The following is an 11580-nucleotide window of genomic DNA, read 5'->3' as shown; positions in this document are numbered from 1 at the left end:
TCATGACCGTCCCGGTCTATCCCTTCGACGTCTGGATCTGGGCCGCCTTCGATCCGGTCCTGATCGCCATCGCGCTGGTCATGGGCTGGAAGTCGGACCAGTTCGTGAAGATCATCCTGGTGGCGCTGATGGCCTTCGCCATCTCGGTGCTGGTGTCGTGGTGCGTCACCGCGATCGGCATTCCCTGGCCGGCGCCGGTGAGCCACGATGGACCGACCTTCTTCCCTGTCCGCTGGATCGCCGCCTTCCTCTGGGGCGCCCTGGGCTTCCTGGCGCACCGACTCTATCGCCTGCGCGCTTGACCGCGCCGGCCGGCACTTCCACCATTCTGGCGCTCACCCGCGCCCCGCAGCACTGAATCTGGGCCATCATGACCGCAGCCGTGAACCCCAAGAAGCTCATCAAGGGCGGCCTGCACGACTGGGAGGTCGTGATCGGCATGGAGATCCATGCCCAGGTCACGAGCCGGTCGAAGCTGTTTTCCGGCGCGTCCACCGAATTCGGCGGTGAGCCCAACGACCACGTCTCCCTGGTCGACGCGGCGATGCCCGGCATGCTTCCCGTCATCAACGAGGAATGCGTGGCCCAGGCCGTGCGCACCGGCCTCGGCCTGAAGGCGCGGATCAACCACCGCTCGGTCTTCGACCGGAAGAACTACTTCTACCCGGACCTGCCGCAGGGCTACCAGATCAGCCAGTTCAAGGACCCGATCGTCGGCGAGGGCGAGGTGCTGGTGGATCTCGCCGACGGCGAGTCGATTACGGTGGGAATCGAGCGCCTGCATCTGGAGCAGGATGCCGGCAAGTCGCTGCACGACCAGAACCCGACCCAGAGCTTCGTCGACCTCAACCGCTCGGGCGTCGCCCTGATGGAGATCGTCTCGCGGCCGGACCTGCGCTCGTCCGAGGAGGCGCGCGCCTACGTGACCAAGCTGCGCACCATCCTGCGCTACCTCGGCACCTGCGACGGCGACATGGAGAAGGGGTCTCTCCGCGCCGACGTCAACGTCTCGGTGCGCCTGCCCGGCGCCCCCCTCGGCACCCGCTGCGAGATCAAGAACGTCAACTCGATCCGCTTCATCGGGCAGTCGATCGAGGTCGAGGCCCGGCGCCAGATCGCGATCATCGAGGATGGCGGCACCATCTCGCAGGAGACCCGCCTGTTCGATCCCGGCAAGGGCGAGACCCGCTCCATGCGCTCGAAGGAAGAGGCGCACGATTACCGCTACTTCCCCGACCCGGACCTGCTGCCGCTTGAATTCGACCAGGCTTACGTGGATGCCCTCGCCGAGGGGCTGCCGGAACTGCCGGACGCCAAGAAGGCGCGCTTCATCGAAGCCTACGGCCTCAGCGCCTACGATGCCGGCGTGCTCATCGCCGAGCGTTCCTCGGCAGATTATTTCGAGGCGGTGGCCAAGGGCCGCGACGGCAAGGCCGCGGCCAATTGGGTGATCAACGAGCTGTTCGGCCGCCTCAACAAGGAAGGCCACAGCATCGAGACGAGCCCGGTCTCGGCCGATCAGCTCGGAGCCATCGTCGACCTCATCGGCGAGGGCGTGATCTCCGGCAAGATCGCCAAGGACCTGTTCGAGATCGTCTGGTCGGAAGGCGGCGACCCGCGCGCGCTCGTCGAATCGCGCGGCATGAAGCAGGTCACCGATACCGGCGCCATCGAGGCGGCGGTGGACGAGATCATCGCCAAGAACCCCGACAAGGTTCAGCAGGCCAGGGAGAAGCCGACCCTGCTCGGCTGGTTCGTCGGCCAGACCATGAAGGCCACCGGCGGCAAGGCCAACCCGGCGGCGGTGAACGCGCTGCTGAAGACGAAGCTCGGGATCGAGTAGCGCCGGAGTTTCCAGGCGTCATGGCCCGATTGGTCGGCCGTCAGCGAAGGGGAGCATTCGGACGATGCCCCATGATGACCTGACCGCCCATACGCGGCGCGTGTTGTGGACGATCTGGGACCCGATCGGCGTCGCCGCCCTCGGCGCGCCGGAGGACGAATACGACGACTATGTGCCCGGCATCGTGGCGCTCGTGCTGGATACCCACGCCGATGGGCGGATCATTACGGATCATCTCACCCGAATCGTGCGGGACGAGATGTGCCTCGATGCGTCCATAACGGCGGCGCAAGGAACGGCACGCGCTCTCCTCGGACTACGTGAAGCTTATCGGAGGAATTCCGCTGGATTTGTCGATCAGATCCTGAGCCGTGATGGACGATATTGCGTGTGGATCTTCTGTCGTGAGGAACGTGTGTTCCACTACGAATATGCCACGTGGTGTGAGTACACCGATGTGAACGGAACATGCTCTTGGTGGTCCGGCCCCGAATGCGGGCGATCAGGGCTTTTCGAAACCGCGACTGCGGCTGAAAGCGAAGCGCGCGCGTCTCTCTGGTGGCTCCGTGATCGAGACCGGGCGTAACAAACCACCCATCGGGGAGGCGGCTTACGCCTGAAGGCAAGACGATATCAAAACGCCGCCGGACGATCCGGCGGCGGAAGCGGTCGAGGTGGGGCATTTTGCGCATTCGAAGTCGTGCCGTATCGGCCGCTTCTGCGCCCCGGAGACCGCCTCCGTCCCGTGATTCGTGTGTATGCTGCTCAGCGTCCGGTCCGAATTAGTGCCGGATGATCGTCACAGCGTGCTGCTGGGGTGGAGTCATTCCCGTCTCCTGCGGCTAAGTTGGTCGCGATCGAAAAACGATCGACGCCTCCTCGTTGCTTGAGATGTGCTTTGCATCGAGCACATGATCAAGGTGGGACGGGATCGATCCCGCGTCAAGTCCCTATCTCGTCTTTCCGGGAACTGTATTCATTCCCATTTTAACGGCTCGCAAAAACCTCCGACCGTTCAGGCGGTTGGCGGCCGAAAGGCCGACTCGAAGGCCGGTTTCAGGCGACGCGGCGACGACGGCGAAGCCGCGCCCGTGCTCGCCGGCCCTGGCCGCCTCGATCGTGGCGTTCAACGACAGCATCCAGATCGTCGCGCCGATCCCGTCGATGGCGGCGACGATCCGGCGCGCCTCGGCGGCCTTCGTGTCGATGCGCGTGCCGATCCGGGCGATCTCGGTGGTGATCTCGCGCATGGCCTCGCCGACCGCATCCACGAGTTCCCCACGCAGGCGCTCGGCCGTCCCCGCCGCGGTGTCGCGGCCGACGCTGCCGAGCGTCGCCGCCAGCGAACGGTCGACGCCGGTGCTCTGGCGACGGATCTCGCGGGTGAAGCTGCCGGCCTGGGCATTGGCCCGGGAGGCATGACGCATCAGGGTCGCGATGCCGGCGAGCGCGTCGGCGGCGCCGCCGACCGGCGTCGCGGTCGCGTCGTTCGGACGATCGTCGATGGATGTCGGCAGGTGATGTGATCCGGGCGAGAAGATGTCCGCAAGATCACCCCTAGTCTATTAAGTGCGGCTGAAGGTTCTTCTCCGACGGTGCTCAGCTTTTCACCATGACGGGGAAATTTTTCACCTCATCCCCCGGCGGGACGTACCCGACCGGGGGATGCGACGCATCGGGACGTGCCGCCGCCGCCTTCGCCCGTCAGGGTCAGGCGGCCGGGCGATAGCGCTCCGCCGCGTGGTCCTGGGCGAAATTGGGCAGCATCGCCGTTCTCGCCGCTTCGTAGCCGTCCCACTGCCCGGCCTCGGGAAGCGGGGGAATGGTCACGCTCTCGCGCCGGTCGAAGCCGAGGAGGGCGGCGTCGACCAGCTCTCCCGTCTCCATGACGCCGGACATCGTGTTCACGTCGGCACCGGAGCGCTGCCAGATCTCGGTGCGGGTCGCCGCCGGCAGCACCGCCTGGACGTAGACGCCCCTGGGCGCGAGTTCGAGATGGAGGCCCTGGCTCAGATACAGGACGAAGGCCTTGGTCGCTCCGTAGACCGTCATGCCGAATTCCGGCGCGAGTCCGACCACCGAGGCGATATTGACGATGGCGCCTTCACCGGAGGCGGCCAGGCGCGGCGCCACCGCGCCCGCGAGCCGGGTCAGGGCCGTGACGTTGAGGCCGATGAGGTCGGCCATCCGCTGAGGCGTCTGGTCGACGAAGCTTCCGAGGAGGGCGGCCCCGGCATTGTTGATCAGGATGCCGATCCGGCCATCCTCGCGCAGGCGGGTCTCGACGCTGGCGAGGTCGGCCGAGTTCGTCAGGTCGGCCTGGACGACGTCCACGGCGACCCCGGTCTCGCGGCGAAGACGCTCGGCGATCCTGTCCAGGCGGGTCGCGTCGCGCGCGACCAGGACGAGATCGTGGCCGCGGCTGGCGAAGCGCTCGGCATAGACGGTACCGATGCCCGAGGAGGCGCCGGTGACGAGGACGGTGGGCTTGCTGGACATCGGGAATTGCCTGTCTCTAAACATGATCATCATCATGCAAAATAAACATGACGATGATCATGTTTATCGTCAAGCCGGTCGAGCCGGCTGCGCGTGAGGTGCCGCACATGAAGGTCGGTCGCGAACAGGTGGCGGATGAATCGCCGCAGGATTCTCGACTCGGCCGGACGGCTGTTCCATCGCCGCGCTCGGTGCCACAGGATCCGGCAGCCGCCGCAGGCGAGGGCCACGATGACGGAGGGGCTGCGTCGATGCGCCGACGAACCGGCGGGCCGCCATCGGCGGCTGGGCCACCCTGGTCGGCGCCATGGTGCCGGCGCGGATGAGCGACGATCCCGACTTGTCCGGCGAGGTGCTCGCCGGGGCGCGCGCCTGGATCGGCCGGGCGGAGATCAGAGGGCGGAGGTCAGGGAGCGGGGAAGGTGCCCTGGCGGCGCGGCTCGGTGGAAGCGGGTCCGTCGGTCCCGGCGAAGCGGTCGCGCAAGCTCCGCCAGAGCGTGCCGCCATGGGCGCCGGGCTCGCCGACCGAGACGGTGGCGTTCATGCCGGCCACCAGCGTGACGCCCTTGGGAACCCGGTCGATGCGGATGCGCACGGGGATGCGCTGGGCGAGGCGCACCCAGGTATAGACCGGGTCGACATTGGGCAGCCCCTGCGTGCTCGGCGAGGCGTTGGCGTTGCTGATGCCCAGCGTGATGCTCTCCACCGTGCCGTCGATCAGGGGCGCGTAGCCGAGAAGCTCCGTCTTCGCCGTGTCGCCGACATGGATATGGGCCATCTTCGTCTCCTCGAAATAGCCGTCGATCCAGAACGAATCGGTGTCGATCACCGCGACGTTCACGGTGCCGGCGGTGGCGTAATCGCCGGCGCGCAGCAGCAGGTTGGTGACGCGCCCGTTCACCGGCGAGCGCACCTCGGTGCGCCGGCGGTTGACCTGGGCCTGGTTCAGCTGCGCCTTCGCCGAGGCGAGGGCGGCCTCCGCGATCTTGGCGGTGCCCGCATATTGCTGCTTCTCCTCCACCGAGGTCGAGAGGGTGGTCAGCGCCTCGCGCCGTGCCGCCTGGGTCCGCTTCACCTGGAGGTCGGCCTCGCGGTTCTCCAGTTCCGCCTGGGCGGTGGCGATGGCGATGTCGAAATCGACCGGGTCGATCACGTAGAGCACGTCGCCCTTGGCGACGTTCTGGTTGTCGGTGACGCGCAGCTCGACGATCTGGCCCGAGACCTGGGGCGCCACGCTCGCCACCTGCACGCGGACCCGTCCGTCGCGCGTCCACGGCGCCGTGACGTAGAATTGCCAGACCAGGGCGGCCGCCACTCCGGCGCAGGCCAGGATCACTACGGTCGCCAGCAGCCGCAGCACGCGCCACAGCCGGCGCCTGGCGAGGGAGGGCGAGCGTGCCTGGGACCGGGAGGTATCCTGGGATGGGGACGCATCCGAGAGGTCGTCGTCGGCCATATCAGCGGAAACTCTTGTCGGCGAAGAACCCGGTCACTGGAAAACTCCCCTCAGAGGAAGACGATGAGAAGCGCGAGGATGCAGACGAAGATCCCCGCCTCGGCGAGCGGCGGGTTGGCGACGTAGCGGCTGAAGCGGATGCGGCTGAAACCGAGGCGCAGTACCAGCATGATCGCCAAAGCCGCCGCCACGTAGGCGACGAAGGGCGAGATCAGGACGCCGCCGATATCGATGTCATGACGCATGGGATGCCGACCTCGGGCGGGACGCGATGGGTGCGAGACGCGCGTTGTGCCGAAACATCATGAGGACCGTGCCGGTCGCAGGATGCCGAGGCGACGCAGCAAGCGGCTCTGGCTTTCCATGACGGTGCTCGCCGTCACGAGGTCGCTGACGAGACGGGCGATGGCGAGGCGCGTCTCCGCGTTTTCGTTGCCGCCGTGCCGGAGCAGCGCGCGGGCGGAATCGGCGATCGCGGCGGCATCCGCGGCCTCCAGCCCGTCCCGTGCCCGTCTCGCATCGGCGCGCAGAGCGGGCTCGTCGGGGAGGCGGCACAGCTGGGCATGGGCGCGGGCCGCCGCGGATTCGAGGCGCGACAGATCGAAGGCGCGGTCCAGGCTCGCCGCGCGGACCGCGCCGCTGCCCGAACTCCATTGCGAGAATTGCAGCAGCCGGTCGCTGTTGAGGCTGGTGCGGGTGGTGGCGTCGCCGCCATCGCCGGCCAGCGCGTCCAGCACCGAGTCCCGCGCCGAATCGAGGGCGAAGGCGCGGCGCTGCGCGCTCGAGATCGGTAGCACGATCCGCACCGCGACGAACAGGAAGCCGGCCGCCATGGTGACCAGGAACGCGTTCGCGAGGAAGGTCTGCGCGTCGTAGGTCTGCGGGTTCGACGGCGATAGCAGCACCATGAAGAAGACGAGCAGGATGAAGCCGATTCCGAAGGTCGGCGGATTCAGGCTGAGGAAACAGGCGACGAAGATCACCGGGGCGATGGCGATGGCCAGCAGCGGGAAGCCCTGCTCGCCCGCCAGGACGCCGAAGAGCACGAATCCCGCGCACAGGGCGGCGAGGGGCATGCCGATGAGGACGCCGCGGGCGAAGGCCTTCGAATCCGGCGCGATGGCCGAGAGCGAGCAGGTCGCCGCCACCTGAACCAGGGCGAAGGAGGTCGCCGGCCAGCCGGTGGCGATGAGGAAGAGGGCGGTGGCGGCGAAGGCGATTCCCACGCGGGCCGCTCCCCGAAGGGCCACCGGCACATCGCGATGCGTCGGCAGGGCGACGTCGCGCCTCGGCCGGCAGCCCGTGGACAGGGCGTTCAACCCATCCTCGGCGAAGACCGCCGCGCGCGCGAAATCGAGGCCGCGCTGGAGCGCCAGGACCTCCGCCGGGTCGGTCGTCCCGCGCTGGATCGCCGCGTCGACCAGCGCGCCGAGGCGCCGGGCCGCTTCGTCGGCACCGGCGATGCCGGAATCCTCGCTCTCGGTGAGATCGAGGCAGATCCGTCGGGCCTCGGCGACGGCCTCGCTTGGGTGGTCCGGCATCCGGCTCGCGGCGGTGAAGGCCCGGCCCGCGGCCGCCATGGCGTAGAGCGCGGCGATGGTGCTGCGCGCGCCGGCCGCCCGGCGCGCCCCGTCGTCGAGCTCGCCGCCGATGGCGCTGGCATCGGCGCGCATCGCCGCGATCCGCCGGATCAGGGCCGCCGCCCGCTCCGATCCCGGATCGCCCTGCGACAGGGTCTCGCGGGCGAAGGCACGGGTTGCCGCCAGCGCCTCCGAGAGCGGCTTGCGCAAGGTGCGCCAGGTGCTCGGCGAGGCGAGCGCATCGTTGATGAAGGTGATGGCGACGATGCCGATGGTGATCGCGGCGACCCGGTCGATGGCGGCGTCGAACACCTCCTGCGGCGCATCGATATGGGCGACGGCGACGATCGCGACGGTGTAGCCCGCGAGCATCGCGCCATAGGCCCGCGTATCCTGCAGGAAATGGGCGACGAAGACGCAGAGGCCGAGCCAAGTCGCCACCGAGACGAGGAGGAGCACCCTGTCCTGCCCGAACAGGGCGATCAGCAGGATCGAGACCGCCGCGCCCGCGAGGGTGCCGAGGAAACGGTACAGGGCCTTGGACAGGGCCTGCCCGCGCTTGGGCTGGGCCAGGATCGCCACGCAGACGGCCGCCGACGATGCGCCGGACAGCTGAAGCCAGAAGGCGGCGTAGAGCGCCAGAACCATGGCGAGCCAGATCCGCAGGGCGAAGGCCCAGGCGGCGGGGGCCGGGACGACGCGCTCCGCGAGCGCGAGCGCACGGTCGATCGCGGAGGGGCGGGTTCCGGCGGACGCGCCGCTCACGGGGAGGGGGCGCCCGCCGCCGCAGCATCCGCGGCCCTGCTTGACGCTGCCGCATCCGCGGCTTGGCCGGCGACCCGCATCTGCCAGAGGCAGAGGAGCGGCGTCACCACCAGCTCCATCGCCAGGGCGCAGAGCATCACCGCCGAGGGCAGGCCGGTGAGATAGAGGCCGAGCAGCCTTGCCAGGCCGCCGAGCACGACGACGAGGGTGAGGAAGCGGAACAGGCGCGACTTGGCCTCGATTCCCGGAACGCAGCTCCAGAACAGGATGCCGATGCCCATCAGCAGGCCCGAGAGATAGCGGAAATGGCTGTCGGCGGAGATCTCGGCGAGGCTATTGCCGCCGAGTCCTCCGAGACCGAACAGGATTCCGAACAATCCCGAGGCGACCGGGATGATCGCGGCCACCGCCACCACGCGCTGCAGCGCCTCGCGCTCCCGCATCCGTCCGCTTCTCCGCTCCGGCGGGTCTCTCGCTTCGGCCCGTCGCCCGCCGAACTAGATCAGGCCTTGATCTCCTTCAAGCGCTTGACGCACTTACTGAAATATTGCGGCCATTTCGGCCCCTGGGCCGCCTTGTCGGTGACCGAGAGCGCGCGCCACTCGGCGCCGCACTTCTTCTGCCGCTCGCGGGCGGCGGTCTGCCCGACACTCGGCTCCTTGGCGCCGGCGGCAGGGGAGGTCGCCACGGCCTCCTTGGCCATGGCATCCTTGGCGAAAGCGGTGCCTGCGGCACTCAAGGCGATCGGTGCGACGATCGCCGCGGCCAGAAGGAAACGAAACCGCATGATTGCAACCCCAGATCGTCGGACTGCGCTCACGGCGTGGCGTCAGAACCGACCGTATCACAGCTAGAAGTCCGGCGGAGGGCAAGCCACTTCGCCGTGTCGTCTCACACCGTCCACCGTTCGATGTCGGCGTAGAACCTGCAACCATCCGGCCATCGCCCGGTTTGATCCGGCGATACGACGCGACCCTGACACGAGCGGAACGTTTGCCATGGCCGCCGCCACCGAGAAACCCATCGACGTCCACAGCTGGGGCACCCCCAACGGCTGGAAGATTCCCATCATGCTGGAGGAGTGCGGGCTGCCCTATCGGGTGGTGCCGGTGAACATCGGCAAGGGCGACCAGATGGCGCCGGATTTCCTGGCGATCTCGCCCAACAACAAGATTCCGGCCATCGTCGATCCGGACGGGCCCGGCGGGGAGCCGATCACGGTCTTCGAATCGGGAGCGATCCTGCAATATCTCGGACGCAAGACCGGCTGCCTCTATCCCGCCGACGAGCGCGCCCGCGTGGCGGTGGACGAGTGGCTGTTCTGGCAGGTCGGCGGCTTCGGGCCGATGCTCGGCCAGGCCCACCATTTCCGCATCTACGCGCAGGAGAAGATCCCCTACGCCATCGATCGGTTCACCGCCGAATCGCATCGGCTCTACGGCGTGCTCGACCGGCGTCTCGCCGGCCGGGATTTCCTGGCCGGCGACTATTCCATCGCCGACATCGCGATCCTGACCTGGGCCAAGCATTACGAAAAGCAGGGCATCGACCTGTCGGGCCTGCCGAACGTGCGTCGCTGGCTCGACCGGGTGCTGGCGAGGCCGGCGGTGAAGCGAGGCTTCGCCGCGATCTGACGGTCAGAATCGCCGGCATCGCCCTGTTGGAGCCGTCCCACTGATCGAGCCACGCCTGAGATGACCCGCGAAGACTACGTCAAGCAGCAGATCGCTGTCGCAGACCATACGTTTTGGCTGGCGGACAACTGCGAAGCTGAGCGCTTGCGATTTTTGGACCTTGCCCTGGAGACGGCCGATTTTCTGGCGTCATCGGGCGTCTATCCCTCTTGGTGGTTCAATCCTTCTCCCGACTCAGCACTCAATGCCCTCGCCATGCATGGGCCAACCCTAGCTGGCCAGGACAAGACCGCTTTGCCTGTGGCCTTGATCGAGAGGTGGAACTCTTGGAATTGGGAGTATCGAGATCTGTGCGAGCGCAGCCCCCGGCTTGCACTGCGGGATATGCTCAAGAGCATCAGCGAGAGCCACGATAGTGCATCTTGGCCGGTCGAGTACGAGCGGCTGATCTGGAGGTGGGTGGACGCAGGACTTGTGACGGCTGCACCACCCTTCGCCGATCGGCACGCCATTGCGACGACCGATTTTTTCGCACGACTGCGTGAGCTCAAGCTCCGGTCTGGCGGATGGCTTTATTGGAACGCCGACCTCAAGCAGGTGGTGTTCGCCTCAGAAGCCCAGTGGCAGCAGGTGATGATTGCGCAGGATCGCGCAGCGGAACGCGCCCGAGCGACCTTCGACGAAGGCATGGTGCGCCAAGACTCTTACATGCGAACAATGCCCAAGATCATCGCCATGGCTCAGGCCGATGCGCTGCTCTGGGAGTCGCTACGTCAGTGGCAGATTGAAAACACTGCAAAGAGGCGACCCGCGGAGCGTAAAACCAATTTGACGGGCGCTATCGCCATCGTCCGTCGTCGGGATGCGGCTACCATCGAAATGCCGGCTGACCTCATCGCCATCCTCGCGCCGCTCTTGGGGAATCTCGAAAGGGATGTAGGGCTGCTGTCGGATGGCGAGATCGCAATGTCGATTTTGGCCGCTGTCGTCCACGATCTCAGCCTTTCGCCGGAGCGCGGATCCACGTCAGGGCCGTAATTAACTCCAGCCCAGCCAAAACGGCTTGACTGGGACAACTTTTATTCTCACCCGAATCCGTTAGCAGTGCTGTCGGAACAGCACTGCTGGGATTGCTACGGGGCCGCAGGCAAAGCCTTCGCCTGAGACTTGGGAGCTGGCTTCACGGGAGCGGACTCCGGGGCGATGGCGGCCTGCTGGTTCACGTCGGGCACGCGGGTCCAGGTCTCGGAGCCGCACAGAACCTTGAGCAGGCATCCCGATACGCTGAGTTCCGAGCCGGATTCGCGCTCCAGGCTGACCTGATAGATCTTGCCCTCGTCGATATTGTAGATGTCGCCCGAGAACTTCTCCTCGTCGGGGGCGAGCCCCTCGATCAGCTGCAGTCCGATGACGGGGCGCGAGCGCTTCTTCGGGTCCGGGTTCTTGGCGTCGGTGCGCGGGGTGCCGGTCTCGGTGGTCGGAATCTTCAGCCAGACGACCTTGCCGCAGATGTTGGCGGTGTTCGTGCCGCAATGATCGATGCGGATCTTGGCGCGGCCGTCCTTCGTGAGCCAGGTGCCGGACGGATCTTTCGACGGGGCCGCCGAGGCGGCGACGAGTCCGGAGAGCAGGAAGGCGGAGGTCAGGGCAACGCGCATGGCTTTTGGTCTCCTGGTGCCTGTGAAGGGCTGCGGCGCGCCGGCGGGCGCGTCGCGAAGGGTCGTGAGCCTTGGGTCGAGATCGGTCTTGAGGACGAAGAGACCCCAGCAATCAGGCGATTTTCCGGCAGTGTTGCGCCGGAGC

Annotated in this window: 13 protein-coding genes; 5 read left to right on the top strand and 8 right to left on the bottom strand. The window is 67.2% G+C overall.

Annotation, left to right across the window (positions count from 1 at the left end; genetic code table 11):
• Positions 1-2 precede the first annotated feature (2 nt).
• The 3 genes from A3OK_RS0105530 (at position 3) to A3OK_RS23255 (ending at position 2429) form a co-directional block, all read left to right on the top strand.
• Positions 3-302 (top strand): hypothetical protein, encoded by a 300-nt coding sequence (locus tag A3OK_RS0105530; RefSeq protein ID WP_019903944.1) that lies wholly within the window; start codon positions 3-5, stop codon positions 300-302.
• Positions 303-370: 68 nt separating this feature from the next.
• On the top strand, positions 371-1843 hold the full coding sequence (gatB, locus tag A3OK_RS0105525; protein WP_019903943.1) for an Asp-tRNA(Asn)/Glu-tRNA(Gln) amidotransferase subunit GatB: 1473 nt from the start codon (positions 371-373) through the stop codon (positions 1841-1843).
• A gap of 64 nt (positions 1844-1907) precedes the next feature.
• Positions 1908-2429: a hypothetical protein gene (locus A3OK_RS23255; protein ID WP_019903942.1), complete on the top strand. Its 522-nt coding sequence runs from the start codon at positions 1908-1910 to the stop codon at positions 2427-2429.
• A 364-nt stretch (positions 2430-2793) separates the two neighbouring features.
• On the opposite strand, the gene A3OK_RS0105515 is transcribed toward A3OK_RS23255, so the two are convergent.
• The 7 genes from A3OK_RS0105515 to A3OK_RS0105480 form a co-directional block, all read right to left on the bottom strand.
• The gene (locus A3OK_RS0105515; protein ID WP_019903941.1) at positions 2794-3270 is read right to left on the bottom strand and encodes a methyl-accepting chemotaxis protein; all 477 of its coding nucleotides are present in this window, start codon (positions 3268-3270) and stop codon (positions 2794-2796) included.
• A gap of 283 nt (positions 3271-3553) precedes the next feature.
• Positions 3554-4342, bottom strand: coding sequence for an SDR family oxidoreductase (locus A3OK_RS0105505; protein WP_019903939.1), 789 nt, complete (start codon positions 4340-4342; stop codon positions 3554-3556).
• Positions 4343-4748: 406 nt separating this feature from the next.
• A complete protein-coding gene (locus A3OK_RS22370; protein ID WP_019903938.1) occupies positions 4749-5798 on the bottom strand; it encodes an efflux RND transporter periplasmic adaptor subunit in 1050 nt (349 codons plus the stop codon).
• A 50-nt stretch (positions 5799-5848) separates the two neighbouring features.
• The gene (locus tag A3OK_RS0105495) at positions 5849-6043 is read right to left on the bottom strand and encodes a DUF1656 domain-containing protein (protein WP_019903937.1); all 195 of its coding nucleotides are present in this window, start codon (positions 6041-6043) and stop codon (positions 5849-5851) included.
• Between the two features lie 57 nt (positions 6044-6100).
• Positions 6101-8143 (bottom strand): FUSC family protein, encoded by a 2043-nt coding sequence (locus A3OK_RS0105490; RefSeq protein ID WP_019903936.1) that lies wholly within the window; start codon positions 8141-8143, stop codon positions 6101-6103.
• Positions 8140-8586 (bottom strand): DUF4345 domain-containing protein, encoded by a 447-nt coding sequence (locus A3OK_RS0105485; RefSeq protein WP_019903935.1) that lies wholly within the window; start codon positions 8584-8586, stop codon positions 8140-8142. The genes A3OK_RS0105490 and A3OK_RS0105485 overlap by 4 nt, the downstream gene beginning before the upstream one ends.
• A gap of 59 nt (positions 8587-8645) precedes the next feature.
• Positions 8646-8930 carry a hypothetical protein gene (locus A3OK_RS0105480; protein ID WP_019903934.1) on the bottom strand — a complete coding sequence of 95 codons (285 nt, stop codon included), beginning with the start codon at positions 8928-8930 and terminating at the stop codon, positions 8646-8648.
• Positions 8931-9141: 211 nt separating this feature from the next.
• Between A3OK_RS0105480 and A3OK_RS0105475 the strand changes: the two genes are divergently transcribed.
• Positions 9142-9777, top strand: a complete 636-nt coding sequence (locus tag A3OK_RS0105475; protein ID WP_019903933.1) for a glutathione S-transferase N-terminal domain-containing protein — start codon at positions 9142-9144, stop codon at positions 9775-9777.
• A gap of 60 nt (positions 9778-9837) precedes the next feature.
• Positions 9838-10815, top strand: a complete 978-nt coding sequence (locus tag A3OK_RS0105470) for a hypothetical protein (protein ID WP_019903932.1) — start codon at positions 9838-9840, stop codon at positions 10813-10815.
• A gap of 95 nt (positions 10816-10910) precedes the next feature.
• On the opposite strand, the gene A3OK_RS0105465 is transcribed toward A3OK_RS0105470, so the two are convergent.
• Positions 10911-11435 carry a DUF2147 domain-containing protein gene (locus A3OK_RS0105465; RefSeq protein WP_019903931.1) on the bottom strand — a complete coding sequence of 175 codons (525 nt, stop codon included), beginning with the start codon at positions 11433-11435 and terminating at the stop codon, positions 10911-10913.
• Positions 11436-11580: the final 145 nt, after the last annotated feature.

It is taken from the genome of Methylobacterium sp. 77 (assembly GCF_000372825.1).
In the GTDB taxonomy this organism is placed as follows: domain Bacteria; phylum Pseudomonadota; class Alphaproteobacteria; order Rhizobiales; family Beijerinckiaceae; genus Methylobacterium.
The sequence above is the reverse complement of the archived record's forward strand: the minus strand, read 5'-3'. Positions and strand labels throughout refer to the sequence as shown.